Genomic DNA, 19,266 nt, shown 5'->3' with positions numbered 1-19,266 from the left:
GGAGGAATTCAGAACCGTTCTCCAGACGTACTTCTTGAGGGAATCTTTGCCATGATCCGCCCGTTGAAAAGACAAGCGATGTGTCCAGCCGCACGGGGTGTCGAACGAGCGGGTGGGCCCGTCATAAGCAGGCGGAGCGAGGTGCCATCGGATGGCAAGGCCGACGGGGAATCGGACGCAGGACCAGCACGTCTCGGATCGGGACCTGCTCGGGACCTACCTGGCAGAGATCGGGCGGGTGCCCCTGCTCACCGCGGAGCAGGAGGTCGAGCTCGCCAAGCGGATCGAGGCGGGCCTCTTCGCGGAGCAGTTGCTGGACGGTGGGTCGGCGGAGCCGCGAATCGCGGACGCCGCCGATGAGGAGCTCGAACGACTGGCTGTTTCCGGGCAACGGGCCAAGGACGAATTCATCCAGGCCAATCTACGTCTTGTGGTGGCCGTCGCGCGCAAATATTCCGGGCGGGGAATGCCGCTGATCGATCTGGTCCAGGAGGGCAACCTGGGCCTGGTGCGCGCGGTCGAGAAGTTCGACTACCGGCGGGGCTACAAGTTCTCCACCTACGCCACCTGGTGGATCAGGCAGTCCGTGGGACGCGCCATCCACGAGCAGGCCCGTCCGGTGCGCCTGCCCACCCACGCGGGTGAGCAGATGACCAGGCTGATGCGGGTCCGCCGGGACATGCTGGCCGAGTTCGACCAGGAGCCGACCGACGCCGACCTGGCCGCGGTGCTGGAGCTTCCCGTCGAGCGGGTGCGCGAGCTCCGGCGCTGGGCCTCCGACCCGGTCTCGCTGCAGCTGGGCGTGGGGGACGAGGACGAGACCGAGCTGGGCGACATGATCGCCGACGACACGTGGGCCGATCCCGAGCAGCAGGCCATGGACATCCTGGAGCGCGAGCGCCTGGAGGAGTGGCTGACCGGGCTGGAGGGGCAGACCCGGGAGATGCTCCGCTGGCGGTACGGCCTGATGGACGGCCGCGAGCACACGCTGACCGAGGTCGGCGAGCGCTACGGCATCGGGCGCGACCGCGCCCGGCGCATCGAGCGTGACGCTCTGGCCCGGCTGCGCAAGATGGCCACGGCCGCCTGAGCCGCTTCTGATCCGGCACGGTTCCTGTGTGGACCGTGCCGGATCTTTTTGTCTCCGCCGGGAGGCGGTCTTTCGTGGGGGCCGGTTTTTCTTGGTGGCCGGGTTTGGTGGTGGCCGGGTTTGGTGGTCTCCGGGTTTCGTGGTGGCCGGGTTTGGTGGTCTCCGGGTTTCTTGGTGGCCGGGGTCGGGGGGCCGCTGCGGTGGGCGGGTGGTCCGGCCGGCCGTCTCAGTGGCGGTCTTGTGATCGCGGCCTCCGGCCGTACGGGCGCGATGGTCGCGGGCTCTTGTACGCCGGCCGGACCACCCGCCCACCTCCGCTTCATCGCCTCGGTGGTGGCGGGTGCGGGCCGTAGTCGCTCTCTTCCGGGCCGCCGGGTGTGCTCCGGTCGGCTGAAGCGATCCGTACGGGGTCCCCAAGGGCGGGTCGCCGTAGCTGAAGCGTCGCCTCGGGAAGGAGCGCAGGGCGGGGCGTGGTGATGCGGGGTGCTTCACCGCGCTCCCCACGTGAGACGTGAAATACGGGTGCGGGGTGCGGGGGGCCACCACCACGCCATCGACCGGCTGGAGCGGGCCGGGCTGGCCGAACGGGTCCGTGACACGGCCGGCCGGCGCCGCGTGCTGGTGCACCTGACCGAACGGGGCCGAGGAGGCGTTCAGGAGATCTGGGGGCCGATCGCCGACGACGCCCGGGCCGAGTTTCTCCGGTTCGGCGTCGCCGAGCTCGAACTCATCGAGACGTTCCTGCGCCACGCGTTGCGCAACCAGGCCCGGCACGCCGACCGCCTGCGCGGAGAGGCCGGGGGGAGTTGACCGCCGGGCCGGGCAGAAATTTTCGTGAAAGTTACAAAATCATTCGGCGGCACCGACGCTGTGAGCTGCGCGGAACACTTTCCGCGATGGCGGCGGCTGTCTCTTCCCGGCCTGGGGTTCCAAGATGTGAAGCCCGCACAGCACAGGTCGAGAGGATTCCGTGTGAACATGTCAGGCCGGATGCGGCTATCGGCGGCGGCCCTGGCCGCTGCCCTGGCCGCGGTTTCGATCACCGCGGCCGCCACCACAGGGACCGCCCACGCCGTCGTACGACCGGCGCTCGGCCAGAACATCAAGGTCAACCAGGTCGCCTACGCGCCCGGCGCGGCCAAGCAGGCGACCGTGATCAGCAACTCGGGATCGCCGCTCGCCTGGAGCCTGCTGGACGGTTCCGACCAGGTGGTGGCCAGTGGCACCACGACCGTCTTCGGCGCCGACTCCCGCTCCGGCGACTCCGTCCACAAGATCGACTTCTCGCCCTACACCGGGACCGGCACCGGCTACGCGCTGACCGTGAACAACGAGTCCAGCCACCCCTTCGACATCGGCACCGCCGCCTGGAAGAAGCTGCCCTACGACGCGCTGGCGTTCTTCTACCACCAGCGCAGCGGCATCGCGATCACCTCCCAGTACGCCGGAGGCAACCAGTACGCCCGCGCGGCCGGCCACCTGAACGTCTCCCCCAACCAGGGCGACAACAACGTGCCGTGCCGCAGCGACTGCGGCTACCGGCTGGACGTGCGCGGCGGCTGGTACGACGCCGGCGACCACGGCAAGTACGTCGTCAACGGCGGCATGTCCGCCTGGCAGCTGGTCAACGCCTACGAGCGGGCCAGGAACGTCCCCGGCGCCGACACCGGCGCCTTCGCCGACGGCACCATGTCCATCCCCGAGCGCGGCAACGGCGTCCCCGACATCCTGGACGAGGCCCGCTGGGAGATCGACTTCATGCTGAAGATGCAGGTCCCCGACGGCCGCCCGCTGGCCGGCATGGTCCACCACAAGATCCACGACACCGACTGGACCGGGCTGCCGCTGCTGCCCGCCCAGGACCCCCAGGCCCGGGTGCTGTCGCCGCCCAGCACCGCCGCCACCCTGAACCTGGCCGCCTCGGCCGCCCAGTGCGCCCGGGTGTGGGCGTCCATCGACTCCACGTTCTCGGCCCGCTGCCTGACCGCGGCCGAGAAGGCCTACGCCGCGGCCAAGGCCAACCCCTCGCGGTTCGCCCCGGCCTCCGACGGCACCGGCGGCGGCTCCTACGCCGACGGCAAGGTGACCGACGAGTTCTACTGGGCCGCCGCCGAGCTGTACGCCACCACCGGCAAGCAGGCATACCGCACCGACCTGACCTCCTCCTCGCTGTACTACGGGCGTAGTTTCAGCAATGAGGGCGCCCTGTGGGCCGAGGTCGGCAGCCTGGGTGACATCACCCTGGCGCTGGTGCCCAACGGCCTGACCTCCTCCATCGGCCAGCAACTGCGGGCCTCCTTCGTCTCCGCCGCCGACGGCCTGCTGAACGTGATGCGCGGCCAGGGCTACCCGGTGCCCTTCCAGCCGACCGGCGGCGGTTACATCTGGGGGTCCAACAACCTGATCCTCAACAACACCGTCCTGCTGGCCCTGGCCCACGACTTCACCGGCGCCGAGCGGTTCCGCACCGGGGTGTTCGAGACGATGGCGTACCAGCTCGGCCGCAACCCGACGGGCTACTCCTACGTCACCGGCTACGGCGACAAGCCCGCCCGCAACGTCCACCACCGGTTCTGGGCCAACCAGGTCAACTCCTCCCTGCCCATCGCCCCGCCCGGCGCCCTGGCCGGCGGCCCCAACAGCGGCCTGGAGGACCCGGTCGCCCAGCAGCGCCTCAGCGGCTGCCGGCCGCAGAAGTGCTACCTGGACGACATCGACGCCTGGTCGGTGAACGAGGTCGCCGTCAACTGGAACGCGGTCCTGGCCTGGGTCAGTGCCTGGACGGCGGAGAAGGCCGGCGGCACCGGGCCCACCCCGACGCCGACGCCGACGCCGACGCCGACGCCCACGCCGACTCCGACTCCGACGCCTACGCCCACCCCGACCCCGACGCCTACTCCGACCCCGACGCCGGGCGGTAAGGCCTGTGCCGCGACCTACGCCGTCACCAACCAGTGGCCCGGCGGTTTCGGGGCCGGCGTCGAGGTGAAGAACACCGGCACCGCCGCGCTCACCGGCTGGACCGTCGCGTGGACCTTCAGCGGCGGCCAGACCATCACCCAGTTGTGGAGCGGCGCGCACACCGTGAGCGGTTCGGCCGTCACCGTGACCAACCTGTCCTGGAACGGCGCGCTGTCTCCGGGGGGCACCACCTCCTTCGGCTTCAACGGCACCGGGGCCAACACCGTCCCCGCCACGGTGACCTGCACCGCCAGGTAACCGGAAGGGGGAGATCCGCCGGTGCGGAGCCGAGTTCGTTCCGCACCGGCGTGGCCCTCGTCTCGTGAGGTCGCCCTGGGCTCCGGCCCTCGTGCCGGCGGCGGGGTGACCGGCACCCGGCGACGCGACGCCGGGTGCTCGCCCCCGACGCGGGCCCGACCCTGTCCGGGGCCGGTGCCGCAAGGCCGGCGGGCTCCACGCGGGTACGACCCGCGATCATCCCGAGCCGTGACGACGGCATCCTCCACGGTCGTGGAACAGCACCGCGCCGGAGGCCGGGGCCTTGGAGCGCCGTTCTTCCGTCGTCGTGAGGCGCCGGGCCGCCCATCGGTGATCACAGGACCGAAACGCCCGGACCGGGGCCACGGGTGACCGAAAAGACCGATGGGTGCTTCCGGACACGATCCGGAAAACCGGGCGGACCGGTCGTTCCTGGATGATCGTCCCGTCCGGGGTTCTCGCCGGTCGTCACGGGTACGGTGGGCCGCTTCCCTGGGTAGGGAAGGGATGGCCACCGTGGAGCCCGGTCGCTCGTGGTCGTCCGGGCTCGCGGGGATCCCGGGGGAAACGCTCACCGTGACCGTTCTTCGGGTCATCTGGAAGTCAAACCATGTATGGTCCGAAACTCTCCCGAAACACCGCGGAGCCGAGATTCACAGACGCGAAACACACAAGGTCGCACCCTGAAACCGTGGAAGAACACGCTGTGGCGCAACGTCAGTGCGCGGCCGGTCGATGGAGCCCAGGAAGCGATCACTGCGACTGTGAAACCGGCCACACGCCATTTGTAAGGGAGGGTCGCGTCGAATGAAGATCGATAGCGGCACCACTGCCTGGATGCTCACAGCCACCGCGCTGGTGCTGCTGATGACCCCGGGTCTTGCGTTCTTCTACGGAGGAATGACCAGGGCCAAGAGCGTCCTGAACATGATGATGATGTCGTTCGCCAGCATCATCACCGTGACCGTCGCGTGGGTGCTGTACGGGCACTCGCTGACCTTCACGGACAACGGCAGCGAGCTCGTCAACAAGTTCGTCGGCGGCTTCAACGCCCTCGGACTGCAGAGTCTGGTGGACACCGCCACCAAGGACGACGGGACCGGCATGCCGAGCCTGGTGTTCTCGGCCTTCCAGCTCACCTTCGCGATCATCACCGTGGCGCTGATCAGCGGTGCCATCGCCGACCGCGCCAAGTTCGGCGCCTGGGTGCTGTTCACCGTGGTCTGGGCGACGATCGTCTACTTCCCCGTGGCCCACTGGGTCTGGGGCAACGGCTGGCTGTTCAGCCTCGGCATCGAGGACTTCGCCGGCGGCACCGTGGTCCACATCAACGCGGGAGCCGCGGCACTGGCCCTCGCGCTCGTGATCGGCAAGCGCTCCGGGTGGCGCAAGGAGCCGATGCGGCCGCACAACCTGACCCTGGTGCTGCTGGGCGCGGCCCTGCTGTGGTTCGGCTGGTTCGGTTTCAACGCCGGCTCCGAGCTCGCGGTCGACGGCACCGCCGGTCTGGCCTTCATGAACACCCAGATCGCCGCGGCGGTCGCCGCCGGCGCCTGGATCCTGGTCGAGAAGATCCGCGACGGGCACGCCACCAGTCTCGGCGTCGCCTCCGGCGCCATCGCCGGCCTGGTCGCCATCACCCCGGCCTGTGGTTTCGTCGACCCCTGGGCGGCCCTGGTCATCGGCCTGCTGGCCGGCGCGGCCTGCTCCTTCGCGGTGGGCCTGAAGTACCGGTTCGGCTACGACGACTCCCTCGACGTGGTCGGCGTGCACCTGGTCGGCGGTGTGGTCGGCGCGGTCGCCCTGGGCTTCCTCGCCGCCTACCCTGTCCTCGACCAGCAGAGCGAGGGCCTGTTCTACGGTGGCGGCCTCAAGCAGCTGGGCCTGCAGATCCTCGGCCCGGTCGCGGTCGGCGCGTACTCCTTCATCGTCACCTGGATCATCGCGAAGATCATCGATAAGGTGATGGGCTTCCGGATCGGTGCCGAGGAAGAGGTCACCGGCGTCGACATCACCTCCCACGCCGAGACCGGTTACGACCTCGGCACCATCCACTCCTCGGGTGTGGCCGCCGTCAACGGTCCGGTCCTCACCCCGGCGTCTAAGAAGGTGGACGCATGAGACTCATCACCGCGATCATCAAGCCGTTCAAGCTCGATGACGTGAAGGCGGCCCTGGAGCAGTTCGGGGTCAAGGGAATGACGGTCAGCGAGGCCAGCGGCTACGGCCGCCAGCGCGGGCACACCGAGGTCTACCGGGGGGCGGAGTACCAGGTCGACCTGGTGCCCAAGGTCCGCCTGGAGGTGCTCGCCGAGGAGGAGGACGCCGACGACGTGATCGACGTCATCGTCAAGGCCGCGCAGACCGGCAAGATCGGTGACGGCAAGGTCTGGTCCGTCCCGGTGGACACGGTGATCCGGGTTCGTACCGGGGAACGCGGACCCGAGGCGCTCTAACCGGTGAGAGGCGACACTCGCTCGTACGCCGCGGCCCGCAGGGAGCGGGCCGCGGACGTCGACCGCTGGCTGACGGACCTGGTCCGGACCGCCTGCGGCACGCCGTACGGGTCCAACGGGGGAACGACGAGGAACGACGAGCGCGGTGCCCTGAACGGGGTCGCGCTCGTCGCGGTCGGGAGCCTGGGGCGCTCCGAGCTCGCGCCCGGCAGCGACCTGGACCTGGTCCTGCTGCACGACGGCCGGGACGACGTGGCACGCATCGCCGACCGGATCTGGTACCCGATCTGGGACTCCGGGGTGGGGCTGGATCACTCGGTACGGACGGTGGACGAGGCGGCCAAGGTCGCCAGGGAGGACCTCAAGGCGGTCCTCGGGCTGATCCAGGCGCGGCACGTCGCGGGGGACCCGGAGCTGACACGGTCGGCCCGCGAGATCGTGCTCGCCGAGTGGCGGGCCGACTCCCGGCGCCGCCTGGGCGAGCTGCGCGAGGCCTCGGACAAGCGGGCCGAGGCGAGCGGGGAGCTGGCGTTCCTGCTGGAGCCCGACCTCAGGGACTCCCGTGGCGGCCTGCGCGACGTGCAGGCGATGCAGGCGGTCGCGGCCGCCTGGGTCGCCTCGGCCCCGGGGCCGAGGGTCCGCGAGGCGCACGAGATCCTGCTCGACGTCCGGCACGGCCTGCACCTGGTGACCGCGCGCGGCGCCGACCGGCTGGTGCTGCAGGAGCAGGACGCGGTGGCCGGGATGCTCGGGCTGCTCGACGCCGAGGCGCTGATGCGCCGGCTGGCCGAGGCGGCCAGGACGATCGGGCACTCCTTCGACGCCACGTGGCGTACCGTCGACCGGCTGCTGGCCGGGCCCGCGCCGCGCGGGCGGCGTCCGCTGGCCGACGGGGTCGTCGAGCACGGCGGGGAGGTCGTGCTCGCCCGCGGGGCCGACCCGCGCACGGACCCGGTCCTGGTGCTGCGCGCCGCCGCGGCGGCGGCCGAGGCCGGGCTGCCGCTGGCGCCCGCCACGGTCACCACGCTGGCCGCGCAGTCGCCGCCGCTGCCCACCCCCTGGCCGGACGAGGCGCGTGACGCGCTGGTGGCGCTGCTGGGCGCGGGGCGCGCGGCCGTGCCGGTCTGGGAGGAGCTGGACCAGGCGGGGATGCTGGTCCGCCTGCTGCCCGACTGGGAGCGGGTCCGGTACCGCCCGCAGCGCAACCCGGTGCACCGCTACACCGTCGACCGGCATCTGATCGAGACCGCGGCCGGGGCGGCGTCGTTCACCCGGGAGGTCTCCCGGCCGGACCTGCTGCTCATCTCGGCGCTGCTGCACGACATCGGCAAGGGCTACCCCGGGGACCACTCCACCACCGGCGCCGTGGTCGCCCGCGACATCGGGGCCCGGATGGGCCTGCCCCCGGCGGACGTGGACGTCCTGGAGACCGTGGTCCGCCACCACCTGCTGCTGCCCGAGACCGCGACCCGCCGCGACCTGGACGATCCCGTGACGATCTCCCGGGTGGCCGGGGCGGTCGGCTCGCGCGAGGTCCTCGAACTGCTGGCGGCCCTGGCCGTGGCCGACGGCCACGCCACGGGACCCGCGGCCTGGAACTCCTGGAAGGCCTCGCTGGTCGCCGATCTGGTACGCCGGGTCCGTTCGGCGCTCTCGGGCACCCCGCTGCGTCCGGCGCCCTCGCTCTCGGTGGAACAGGCGTCCCTGGCCCGTCACGGCGGCGGCGCGGTGAGGGTCAACGGGGGAGCGGTCACCGTGGTCGCGCCGGACCGTTCCGGGCTGCTCTGGCGTGCCGCCGGGGTGCTGGCCGCGCACCGGATGGTGGTCCGCGCCGCCTCGGCGGCCTCGGCCGGGGCGACCGCCGTGATCGAGTTCTCGGTGGTCCCCGAGTACGGTTCCCCGCCCGATCCGGCCACCCTGGAGGCCGATCTGCGGCTGGTCCTGGCCGGCCGGCTCGACATCGAGCAGCGCCTGGCCAGGAGGACCAGGTCGATGCGCCCGGCCCGGGTGCCGGTGGCGCCGCCCCGGGTGAACCTGGTGGACGACGCGTCGAACACCGCGACCGTCGTCGAGGTACGGGCCCACGACCGTCCGGGGCTTTTGTGGCGGATAGGTAGAGCATTTGGTGAATGTGGCCTTGACGTACGGGCCGCCCGTGTGGAGACTCTCGGCGCAGAGGCGGTTGACGTCTTCTACGTGGTCGACAGAGCCGGGCGCCCGCTGACCGACGAGGCCCAGCGGGCACAGGTGCGAGATCAGGTGCTGGCCGCCCTGCGCTGAGCGGGGAGGTCCTTTCTCGTCGCCTTCGTAACGATTAAAGTCGATATGTCGGTTTTGCTGATTCTTATGCGTGACCTTGTGGTCTCATATTGTCCACTTGCGTCGTGATTGAGGAGTGGCGAGAGCGGTGGCGACGGCGACATCCGATGCATCCGATACATCTGAGCCCTTCGAGCCGTCCGCGACATCCGGTCGTGGCGGACGGTTCGCCGCCCGTTTCGGGCTGAGGAACTGGCGGGTGCGCTCACGCCTCGCGGCCCTGATCCTGGTGCCGACCGCGGTGGGCGTCGTACTCGCCGGCACGCGCGTGGTGGCCTCCGTCGAGGGCGTGTCCGGATACCGCAGGACCGCCGCCGCCGCGGAGCACTCCGACACCGTCCGCGCTCTCGCCCAGGCGCTCGGGGCGGAACGCGACAAGGGGGCCTGGGCGTCCTTCCAGTCCTCCGGTGCGAGCCTGAAGGCGAACGCGGAGGCCCAGCGCAGGGCCGTGGACGCGCTGGCCGGGAAGGCGCTGCCGGCCCTGGCGACCATCGACGACTCCTACGGGCCCCGCGTCGTCGAGGCGGCCAGGGACGTGACGCGCCAGCTCGGGGGCCTGGCGGAACTGCGCGGGCAGTCGGGCACGGCCCGTTTGGAACGATACAGTTTCATGATCTCCCCGCTGCTCCGGCTTCACGAGGAGCTCACGCTGGTCAGCGACGACCCGGAGATCATCGGCAACACCCGCGCGCTCAGCGCGCTGGCGTACGCCAAGGAGGAGGTCTCCCGGCAGCGCGTCCGCCTGCTGGCCGGGTACTACGCGCCCTCGCTGGTCGACTCCCGGGAGATCGAGAAGTTCATCGCCTCCCGCTCCCGCATGGAGGAGTTCACGGCGGACTTCGGCGTCGAGGCGAGCCCCACCTACAGCAGGCTCCTGGCCTCCACGCTGATCGACGAGCGGGTGCACCGGGCCGAGCTGACCAAGGCCAGGGCGATCGCGCTCGCCGGGAACCCCGCCTACACCGGGCGGCTGCTCTCGGACTTCGACGACGTCAGGCAGTGGTTCGCGGACAACACCACGATCCTGGAGCGGATGCGGAAGGTCGAGGCCGAGGTCGCCGCCGCCGTGGTCGTCCGGGCACGCACGCTGGAGGAGACCGAGCAGCGCGACGCGATCGTCACCTCCGCCCTGATCCTGCTGCTGCTCCTGCTGGTCCTCGGACTGACGATCGTCATCGCCCGCTCGATGGTGACGCCGCTGCGCCGCCTGCGGGCCGAGGCGCTGGAGGTGGCCGGCTTCCGGCTTCCCGACGCCGTACGCCACCTGCGGCTCTCCGGCGAGACGCGGACGCCCGACGTCGCCCCCATCTCGGTCGGGACCGACGCCGAGATCGGCGAGGTCGCGCGCGCCTTCGACGAGGTCCACCGGCAGGCGGTCCGGCTGGCCGCCGAGGAGTCCGAGCTCCGCTCCAACATCAGCGCCATGTTCGTCAACCTGTCGCGCCGTACGCAGACCCTGGTCGAGCGTCAGATCTCCCTGATCGACGGGCTGGAGAAGGGCGAGGAGAACGGCGGCCGGCTGGCCGACCTGTTCCGCCTCGACCACCTGGCCACCCGGATGCGCCGCAACTCCGAGAACCTCCTGGTCCTCGCCGGTCACGAGCCCGCCCGCAGGCGCAGCCGGCCGGCCGTGCTCGTCGACGTGGTCCGCGCCTCGCTGTCGGAGGTCGAGGGGTACGAGCGGGTCCAGGTCAAGGTGCACCGGACGATCTCGATCACGGGTCCCGCGGCCAACGACGTCGTCCACCTGGTCGCCGAGCTGGTGGAGAACGCCATCCAGTTCTCGCCGAAGGAGAGCCCGATCACGGTCTCCAGCAGCATGATCGAGGGGGGTGGCGCGCTGCTCGCGGTCAGCGACCCCGGCATCGGCATGACGCGGGAGGAGTTCTTCGAGGTCAACCGCCGCCTGGCCGACCCGCCCGTCGTCGACGTCTCGGTGTCGCGGCGGATGGGCCTGTTCGTGGTCGGCCGCCTGGCCCTGCGGCACGGCATCCGGGTCCAGCTACGGCCGCAGGAGGGCGGCGGCACTGTCGCCATGGTGCTGTTCCCCTCGGAGATCGTGATCCAGGAGGTCCGGCCGGCGAACACCCCGTCCTGGGGGGCGGAGCCGGACCTGTCGCGCGACCTCGCGTCCCAGGCGCGGGTGGGAGCGCTCGCCGGGCCGGCGCAGGGCTCGTCCGGGCAGTCGTCGTACGAGCGGTCCTCGTTCGGGCGGCCGTCGTTCGGGGAGCTCTCGTACGAGCGGCCGTTCGGGCAGCCCTCGTACGAGCGGCCCCTCGGGCAGCCGTCGTACGAGCCGCCCCCGGACCGGGGGGCCTCGGACGGGCGGTCGTCGTTCGGGCAGGACTCGTTCGAGCGGGCGTCGTCGCCGGGTGCCCCCTCGTTCGGACAGGTTCCGCTGCCCGCCGAGCACACGCCCCGGGGATGGGCGGCTCCCGCGGGCCCGGCGGGCGACGGCCCGCCCCTGCCCAGGCGCAGGGCCAACGGGGTCAACGGCTCCAACGGCTCCAACGGCTCCAACGGTGGTGGGGAGGGGACCGGGCACGTCCCGGGGCCGGTCGATCCGTACGCGTACCGCGAGGGCGTCGAGGCGCTGCCGACGGCGAGCGTCTCCCCGTTCGACGCCGAGCAGGAGGAGTACCTGCCCATCTTCGCCTCGATCGAGTCGGCCTGGTTCCGCCGGGCGGGCGAGCCGGGTGAGCGGGCAGAAGGGGAGGGTGCGGAGGGGGAGGGTGCGGCACGGCCGGCGGAGGACCCGTCCGCCGGGGCGGACGCTGTCTCCGGGGCGGAGGCCGGTTCCGGGACGGTGCCGGGCGAGGAGGGGGAGGCGACCCCGGTGTCCGGTGTGCCGGCGCAGGACCCGTCGTCCGGGACGGCCCATGACCTGTCGTCCGGCACCGCCTACGACCTGCCGTCCGGGACGGCACGCGGGCCGGTGCGGGCGGACGACGGCCAGGACGCGTGGATTACCCCCGCCGACGCGGGCTGGCAGGCCGCGCGGGCGGCGAGCGACCCCTCGCTCGGCGGCATCACCGCGGCGGGCCTGCCCAGGCGCACCCCCCGGGCGAACCTGGTGCCGGGAACGGCGGCGGCGCCGTCCTCTCCCGTACCGTCGCTCTCGCCCGACAGGGTGCGCAGCCGCCTGTCGAGTTTCCAGCAAGGTGTACGGCGAGGCCGTGCCGAAGTGGTCGAGACCGCCACCGGGCGACCGGGGGAGAAGGAGGAGGGCTCGTGACGACCCTGAGTCATGAGGCGCGCAGGTTCGACTGGTTGATCACCGAGTTCGTCCGCGGCACGCCCGGTGTCGCGCACGCGGTGTGCGTCTCCGCCGACGGGCTGAGGATCGCGAGCTCGGAGGGGTTCCCGGCGGACAGGGCCGACCAGCTCGCCGCCGTCGCGGCCGGCCTGCTCAGCCTGACCGTGGGGGCCTCCCGGGTGTTCGAGGGGGGAGCGGTCACCCAGACCGTGGTGGAGATGGAGCGTGGCCTGCTGCTGGTGATGGCCATCAGCGACGGTTCCTGCCTCGCCGTGCTGGCCTCGCCCGACTGTGACATGGGCCTGGTGGCGTACCAGATGACGCTGCTGGTCGAGCGGGCCGGGCAGGTGCTCACCCCGGTGCTCCGCGCCGAGTTGCAGTCGAACCGGGACCGGTGGTGAACGCCTCCGGCCCGCTGCCGGGGCGGGCCCGTGCCCGGGGGTGACACGGGCGCGGACGACGAGCCCCTGTTCCGCCCGTACGCCGTCACCGGTGGCAGGTCCGAGCCCCGCTTCCACCTGGCGATCGAGACGCTGGTGTCCTCCTCCTTCATCATGGAGGGGGATCTGGCCCTGCTCACACCGGAGCAGGATGCCATTATCAGACTCTGTCGCTCGTACCGGTCGGTCGCCGAGATATCGGCGCTGCTGAGGGTTCCGCTCGGCGTGGCCCGCGTGCTGGTGGCGGATATGGTCGACGAGGGTTTCGTCCGTATCCATCAGCCGCATCTCGACGAGGGACGACCGGATCTCAACATGCTCGAAAGGGTGCTCAGTGGACTTCGCAGGCTCTAACCAGGGTGGCCTGACGTCGACAAAGATCGTTGTCGCGGGCGGGTTCGGTGTCGGCAAGACCACGTTCGTCGGGTCGGTGTCGGAGATCGTGCCGCTGACCACCGAGGCGGTCATGACCGACGCCAGCGCCGGGATCGACGACCTGGGGCTGACGCCGCACAAGACGACGACCACGGTGGCGATGGACTTCGGCCGCGTCTCGCTGGACCGCGACCTGATCCTGTACCTGTTCGGCACGCCGGGTCAGCACCGGTTCTGGTTCATGTGGGACGACCTGGTGCGCGGCGCGATCGGCGCGGTGGTCCTGATCGACACGCGGCGGCTGGCCGACGGTTTCCCGGCGATCGACTACTTCGAGGAGGCCAGGCTTCCCTTCGTCGTCGGCATCAACGGCTGGAACGGGGAGTTCCCCCACGACGAGGACGAGGCGCGCGAGGCGCTGACGCTGGCCCCGCACGTTCCGATCGTGCGGACCGACGCCCGTTCCCGGGAGTCCGTCAAGGGCACGCTGATCACCCTGGTCGAGCACGTGCTGCGGGCCCGCACGGCGTACGGGACGTCGGTCTAGGGCGACGCCGGTCCGGGGCGGGGCGGCGCGGGACGCGGAGTCTCCGGGAGGGGGCGGGCCCGCCCGGCTCGAAGGGATGTCCCCGAGTGGGGTGAACGATTCACCGTTGTGATCCGCCGAAGGCGGGTACGTTCCCCGGAGTACGGGGAGGGATTAACGGTCCCTCCATTCTCAAAAGACCTCATCGCAGAATTAGGATGGCCAAAATAGCCATTTATGTCCGCTCTGACCTGCGAGAACGTATCAGTATTTCACGGTGAACGCCTATTTATCGGTCTGAGTTCGCTTGGCCCCATGGGTCGATATGTGCTCGAATTACCGGTAACCATGCACATTCGGCCAGGAGGTTGATCCACCGAGAGGCAGCGTTCGGTGAGCGGACACACGATCCACGACGTGGGCGCAAGCCTGCGCCCGCGGAACTGGCGGGTGCGCCGTAGGCTCGTCGCGCTCATCCTGGTGCCCACGCTGGCCGCCGTGCTGCTCGCCGCCCTCCAGGTGCTCGCCTCGACGCGCGCCGCCGACGGCTACCGGCGGATCAGCGACCTGGCCCTGCTCTGCGGTCACATCGGCGCGCTCACCCAGGTGCTGGCCGAGGAACGTGACAACACCGCCTGGTTCGTCGCCCTCGGCCGTCCGGTGGGCGACCTGGAGCGGATGCGGGTGAGGGCGGAGCTGGTCGACGACGCGGCCCGGCACGTCCGCGACACCGGCACCCTGCTCGCCGCGGAGGCCGGGGGCCGCACCCGTGACGAGATCCGGACCGCGATCGCCCGCCTGGACGATCTCCGCACGCTGCGCGCGCAGGCCCTGAGCCCGGCCGCGTCACCCGACGCGGTCGTCGTGGCCTACGGCGCGGTCGTCGCCGATCTGCTCTCCGTGTACGGGGAACTCGGCAAGGGCGGCGACGACGTCCTGTTCGGGCAGGCGCTGGCCCTGGACGCGCTCGCCCGCGCCAAGGAGGCCGTCTCGCTCCAGCGGGCGCTGCTGACCGTGGCGCTGGTCGACGGACGGCTCGACCGGGAGCGGCTGGAGCGGTTCCTCGGGGCTGTCTCCGCCGAGCGCGAGGAGCGCGAGGTCTTCGCCGCCGAGGCCACCCCCCGTGACCGGGAGCTGTTCGAGGCGTCCGTCAACGGCCGTGTCACCGGCCGGGCCGAGGCCCTGCGCGAGCCGCTCCTGCTCCGCGCGACCTCCGGGGCCTCGCTGAGCGGACCCGGCCCGGCACGCGGGAACGGCGCCGAAACGCGGGCCGGAGAGCGGGCCGAGGCGTGGTACGGCGCGGCCACCGCCGTCGTCGACTCCATGCGCGAGATGGAGAGGCTGCACGCCCAGGACATCGCGGCGCGCGGCCGGCGGCTCGGCGACGCCGAGCGGGACCACGCGCTGCTGGTCGCCACGGCCGTCGCGATCCTGCTGGCCCTCGTACTGGCGATCACCGCCGGGGTGGCACGTTCCCTCGTCGGGCCGCTGCGGCGTCTTCGCGGCGAGGCGCTGGAGGTCGCGGGGGAGCGGCTGCCCGCGTACGTCCGCAGGGTCCGCGAGTCGCGCGACGGCGAGGTCGTCGCGGACGTGGAGCCGATCGGCGTGCCGGGCCGCGACGAGATCGGCGAGGTCGCCCGGGCGTTCGACGAGGTCCACCGGCAGGCCGTGCGGCTGGCGGGGGACGAGGCCAGGCTGCGCCACACCGTGAACGCGATGTTCGTCAGCCTCTCCCGGCGGAGCCAGACCCTGGTGGAGCGCCAGCTCGGCCTGGTCGAGCGGCTCGAACGCGGCGAGCGCGACGACCAGCGGCTCGCCGACCTGTTCGAGCTCGACCACCTCGCCACCAGGATGCGCCGCAACGGCGAGAACCTGCTCGTCCTGGCCGGGCACGAGGTGGCGCGCCGCCGGAGGCAGCCGGTCGAGCTCGTGGACGTGGTCAGGGCCGCGCTGTCGGAGGTGGAGAGCTACGACAGGGTGACGAACCGGGTCCGGTCGGAGGTCGCGGTGGCCGGTCCCGCGGTGAGCGACGTGGTCCACCTCCTCGCCGAGCTGGTGGAGAACGCGCTCTCGTTCTCGCGGACGGACACCCGCGTCACGGTGTCCGCGAACCGGATCGGCGGCGGCGGCGTGATGGTCTCGGTGGCCGACCAGGGCATCGGCCTGACCCGGGAGGAGATCTCCCGCGTCAACCTGCGGCTGGCCGGTCCGCAGGACGCCGACGCCTCGGTCGCCCGGCACATGGGCCTGTTCGTGGTCGGCCGCCTCGCCCGCAGGCACGGCATCGGCGTCCGGCTGCATCCCCAGGACTCGGGGGTGACCGCGATGGTCCTGATCCCGGAGTCGCTGCTCGTCCACCCGCCCGCCGCACCGCCGCCGGGCGGCCTCGCCACCGTCGGGAACCTGCCCGCGGGAGTGGTCCCCCTCCCGGCGGGCGTGGCCGGTCCGCCGTCGCCGTCGCCGTCGCCGTACGTTTCCGGCCCGCCGCTCTCCGCACCGGTGGGTTCCTGCTCCGCGTGGGCGCCGGAGCCCTTCCCGGGAGGGCCCGCGGCGGGCGGCGCGCCGTCGGCCGGGGCGCAGGCCCCGCCGCCGGAACGGGAGGACGACTTCCTGCCGATCTTCGAGTCGATGGAGAACGACCGTTCCGAGGCCGGGAGGGACGACCGTGCGGGGTGACGGCCGGGAGGACGGGGACGGGCACGGGGGCGGCGACGGCGGTGACAGGGAGGCGACCGGGCGGAGGGTCCCCTACGGCCGCGTGCCGGCGTACGGGGAGGCGGTCGAGGAGGAGAGCTCGCTGGTCCGCATGTACGCCGTGACCGGCGGGCGCACCGTCCCCAGCGGCGGGCTCGCCATGGAGGCGCTGGTCTCGACCGCGACCGCCGACCGGCTCGGCCTGTCCTACGTCCGGGAGTACCGCCTGATCAGTGACCTGTGCCGGCGGATCCACTCGGTGGTGGAGATCTCCGCGCTGCTGGGCGTCCCCCTGGGCGTCGCCCGCGTCCTGGTCTCCGACATGGAGGCCGAGGGGCTGGTACGGGTCCATCGTCCCCGTCTGGACGCGGGCCGGCCGGGGCCCGCCGTGCTGGAGCGCGTCCTGGGCGGCCTCGACCGGCTCTGACGGCCGCGCGGGCCCGGCCGGGCTCACACCGGACCGAGCGCCGGGCCGCGCGCCGGCAGGCCCGCCCGTCGTCCCGCCCCGTCCCGCCCCGTCCCGCCCCGTCCCGCCCCGTCCCGCCCCGTCCCGCCCCGTCCCGCCCCGTCCCGTCTCGGTGTGTCGGTGTGTCGGTGCGTCGGTGCGTCAGTTCGGGGTGAGCCACCAGCGGGCCGCGACGAGCTCGGCCACCAGCGTCTCGGTCAGCAGCGCGACCTCGGGGTCGTCGTCGTGCCGGTAGCGGACCGAGGCCGCGCCGCCGGGCAGGTCGCCGCCGACGGTCAGGACGGTCGAGCCCCGCTGCCGGATCCAGTCCATGGCCTGCTCGTCGTACCGGGAGCCGGGGAACAGGATCGCGCGGTAGTCGAGCGTCTTGGTGAGGTAGACGTCCACGTGGGCCCAGTCGCCGGTCTCGCACGCGTCGGCGGGCCTGCGCGGGCCCTCACGGACCATCAGGGCCGACTGCTCGGCGGAGGACAGGCGCTCGGCCGGGGCGATCGTGTAGACGCCGTGCGGGCCGTCGAGCAGGGCCGCCGCCCCCTCCAGCCACTCCGCGCGCCGGTCGAGCAGGTCGGTGGTGGCCTCGGCGGTACGCAGCAGCAGGCCGGGCACGTCCCGGCCGGGAGTGGCGAGGCCGCTTCGGGCTGTGGGGTCGTCCGGTGTGAGGTCGCTCTGAGCGGTGAGGCCGTTTCGCGCGGTGGAGGCGTCCGGTGTGAGGCCGGCCTGAGCTGTGGGGTGGGCGGTGAGGCGGGCGGTGAGCGCCAGGAGCAGGGCCAGGGTGTGCTGGAAGGTCCGGCAGGACACGCCGCCGCGCTCCTCGCCCGCGAGCATCGGCACCACCAGGTCGGCGCCCTCGGTGACGGGCGAGTCCGGGGCGTTGGTCAGCGCGAGCACGAAGGAGCGGCCCCGGTGGCGGGCGACCGCGTCCAGGGTCTCCCGGCTGCCGCCGGTGGCGGAGATCGCGACCACCAGCGTCCCGGGACCGGGCGGGTACGACGACGCGGCGGAGGCGTACTCGGCCACCGCGTCCACCCCCGCCGCCCGCATCCGCAGCGCGGCCACCCGGGCGGCGTAGCGGGAGCTGCCCATGCCCAGCAGGAGCACCCGCCGGACCGGCACGGGGATCGCCGAGAACGGGTCGCCCGCCGCCAGGGCGTCGGCCAGGGCGGCCAGCGCGGCGGGCTTGGCCTCCAGGTCGGCGAGGTAGAGGTCGGGGATCACGTGCTCTCCTTCGTCGGGAACGCGGGTGCCGGACGCGGGCGCCGGAGTACGCGGGTGCGGGTCGCGCCGGGGCGCGGGGACGGGTGAGCTTCTGAAGAGCCTGAAGAGCCTGAAGAGCCGGTGAAGCCGACGAGGCCGAGGGCGCCGGGGGCGCCGGGGGCGCCGTTCACGGGTATCGGGAGCGCAGCACGCCCATCGGGGCGTAGCGCCAGCGGGGCAGGTGCCGGGCGGCGTAGACCAGCTCGCGGCACTCCTGCTCGATCTCGAACGCGGCCGTCAGGGAACGGTCCAGCAGGGCGGCGTGCCCCAGCGCGGTCAGCCGCGCCAGGTAGGCGTCCTCCAGGAGGGCGCGGGACGCGGCGGACCATCCGGCGATCTCCGACGGGGAGGCGTCGCGGCGCAGGATCGCGACCTGGCCGGCGTGCTCGACGCTCGTGGTGAGCTGGGCGAGGTCGCGGGCGGCGGGCTGGAAGGGGTCGGCGCCGGTGACGGTCGGGTTCCCGTCGAAGTCGATCACCGCGTACCCGTCCCGCCAGCGGAGCACCTGGCCGACGTGCAGGTCACCGTGGATGCGGATCAAAGATCCGGTGCCGGGGGAGGCGGTGCCCCCGGTGACGTCCGGGGCGGAGCCGGAGGCGGGGGAGGCCAGGGGGGCCAGGCCCGCGCGGAGCGCGCCCGCGCGGGACGCCAGCCAGTCGCCGTCCTCGCCGCCGGTCAGGGCCAGCGCCTCCCGCAGCGCCTCGTCCGCCCGGAGCCACCAGGCGCTCCTCTCACCGGCGGGTACGGGCGCGGCGTGCCGTACCGGGGCGGGGATGACCGGCGAGGGGGTCGCCATCGCCGCGTGCAGTTCGGCGGCGAGGGCGCCCAGGTCGGAGGCGAAGGCGGTGGTGCCCGCGACGGCCTCGTCCACGCACCACTCCCAGCCGTCCACCGCCTCGGGCAGGTAGGCGGTGACCAGGGCCACCAGCGACTCGGAGCCGTCGGCGGCGCGGCGCGAGACGGACGCGTACGGCGTGGCGGTCGCGGTGAAACCGGTCGCGGTCAGGTGCGCGAACACCTCGGGCGCCGGCTGGGGGAACGGCGCGGGAGGGGTGAGCCACTTGACCACCACCCGCTCGCCGACGACCACGGACCGGTTGGTCTGATCGACATTGAAGCTCCGTTCAGTAGATCCGGCCGCTGCGAGGCCCCGATGGGCCGATGACGATTG

At 72.5% G+C, this 19,266-nt stretch carries 14 protein-coding genes; 12 read left to right on the top strand and 2 right to left on the bottom strand.

Features of this window, described 5'->3' with window-relative positions; translation table 11 throughout:
- Positions 1–151 precede the first annotated feature (151 nt).
- The 12 genes from ACLQ2R_RS17950 (at position 152) to ACLQ2R_RS17895 (ending at position 16,802) form a co-directional block, all read left to right on the top strand.
- Complete coding sequence (locus tag ACLQ2R_RS17950) at positions 152–1,090, top strand: sigma-70 family RNA polymerase sigma factor (RefSeq protein WP_425960918.1); 939 nt, start codon at positions 152–154, stop codon at positions 1,088–1,090.
- A gap of 504 nt (positions 1,091–1,594) precedes the next feature.
- Positions 1,595–1,900, top strand: a complete 306-nt coding sequence (locus ACLQ2R_RS17945) for a hypothetical protein (protein WP_425960916.1) — start codon at positions 1,595–1,597, stop codon at positions 1,898–1,900.
- Between the two features lie 168 nt (positions 1,901–2,068).
- Positions 2,069–4,309: a glycoside hydrolase family 9 protein gene (locus tag ACLQ2R_RS17940; protein WP_425961156.1), complete on the top strand. Its 2,241-nt coding sequence runs from the start codon at positions 2,069–2,071 to the stop codon at positions 4,307–4,309.
- 807 nt (positions 4,310–5,116) lie between these two features.
- Positions 5,117–6,430: an ammonium transporter gene (locus ACLQ2R_RS17935; RefSeq protein WP_425960914.1), complete on the top strand. Its 1,314-nt coding sequence runs from the start codon at positions 5,117–5,119 to the stop codon at positions 6,428–6,430.
- Positions 6,427–6,765: a P-II family nitrogen regulator gene (locus tag ACLQ2R_RS17930; RefSeq protein ID WP_344888200.1), complete on the top strand. Its 339-nt coding sequence runs from the start codon at positions 6,427–6,429 to the stop codon at positions 6,763–6,765. Before ACLQ2R_RS17935 ends, ACLQ2R_RS17930 begins: the two co-directional genes overlap by 4 nt.
- Positions 6,766–6,768: 3 nt before the next feature.
- A complete protein-coding gene (locus ACLQ2R_RS17925) occupies positions 6,769–9,045 on the top strand; it encodes a [protein-PII] uridylyltransferase (protein WP_425960911.1) in 2,277 nt (758 codons plus the stop codon).
- Between the two features lie 238 nt (positions 9,046–9,283).
- The gene (locus tag ACLQ2R_RS17920) at positions 9,284–12,319 is read left to right on the top strand and encodes a sensor histidine kinase (RefSeq protein ID WP_425960910.1); all 3,036 of its coding nucleotides are present in this window, start codon (positions 9,284–9,286) and stop codon (positions 12,317–12,319) included.
- On the top strand, positions 12,316–12,741 hold the full coding sequence (locus ACLQ2R_RS17915; protein ID WP_425960908.1) for a roadblock/LC7 domain-containing protein: 426 nt from the start codon (positions 12,316–12,318) through the stop codon (positions 12,739–12,741). The genes ACLQ2R_RS17920 and ACLQ2R_RS17915 overlap by 4 nt, the downstream gene beginning before the upstream one ends.
- A 30-nt stretch (positions 12,742–12,771) precedes the next feature.
- Positions 12,772–13,134, top strand: a complete 363-nt coding sequence (locus ACLQ2R_RS17910; protein WP_425960906.1) for a DUF742 domain-containing protein — start codon at positions 12,772–12,774, stop codon at positions 13,132–13,134.
- Positions 13,135–13,144: 10 nt separating this feature from the next.
- The gene (locus ACLQ2R_RS17905) at positions 13,145–13,702 is read left to right on the top strand and encodes a GTP-binding protein (RefSeq protein WP_425961155.1); all 558 of its coding nucleotides are present in this window, start codon (positions 13,145–13,147) and stop codon (positions 13,700–13,702) included.
- Positions 13,703–14,074: 372 nt separating this feature from the next.
- Positions 14,075–16,357: a nitrate- and nitrite sensing domain-containing protein gene (locus tag ACLQ2R_RS17900; protein ID WP_425960904.1), complete on the top strand. Its 2,283-nt coding sequence runs from the start codon at positions 14,075–14,077 to the stop codon at positions 16,355–16,357.
- A complete protein-coding gene (locus ACLQ2R_RS17895; RefSeq protein ID WP_425960902.1) occupies positions 16,347–16,802 on the top strand; it encodes a DUF742 domain-containing protein in 456 nt (151 codons plus the stop codon). The genes ACLQ2R_RS17900 and ACLQ2R_RS17895 overlap by 11 nt, the downstream gene beginning before the upstream one ends.
- Positions 16,803–16,982: 180 nt before the next feature.
- On the opposite strand, the gene ACLQ2R_RS17890 is transcribed toward ACLQ2R_RS17895, so the two are convergent.
- Both ACLQ2R_RS17890 and ACLQ2R_RS17885 read right to left on the bottom strand, forming a co-directional pair.
- Positions 16,983–18,056, bottom strand: coding sequence for an SIS domain-containing protein (locus ACLQ2R_RS17890; RefSeq protein ID WP_425960900.1), 1,074 nt, complete (start codon positions 18,054–18,056; stop codon positions 16,983–16,985).
- 166 nt (positions 18,057–18,222) lie between these two features.
- Positions 18,223–19,185 carry a hypothetical protein gene (locus tag ACLQ2R_RS17885; RefSeq protein ID WP_425960898.1) on the bottom strand — a complete coding sequence of 321 codons (963 nt, stop codon included), beginning with the start codon at positions 19,183–19,185 and terminating at the stop codon, positions 18,223–18,225.
- Positions 19,186–19,266 lie beyond the last annotated feature (81 nt).

Source organism: Streptosporangium sp. DT93 (genome assembly GCF_049844535.1).
Lineage (GTDB): Bacteria > Actinomycetota > Actinomycetes > Streptosporangiales > Streptosporangiaceae > Streptosporangium.
The sequence above is the reverse complement of the archived record's forward strand: the minus strand, read 5'-3'. Positions and strand labels throughout refer to the sequence as shown.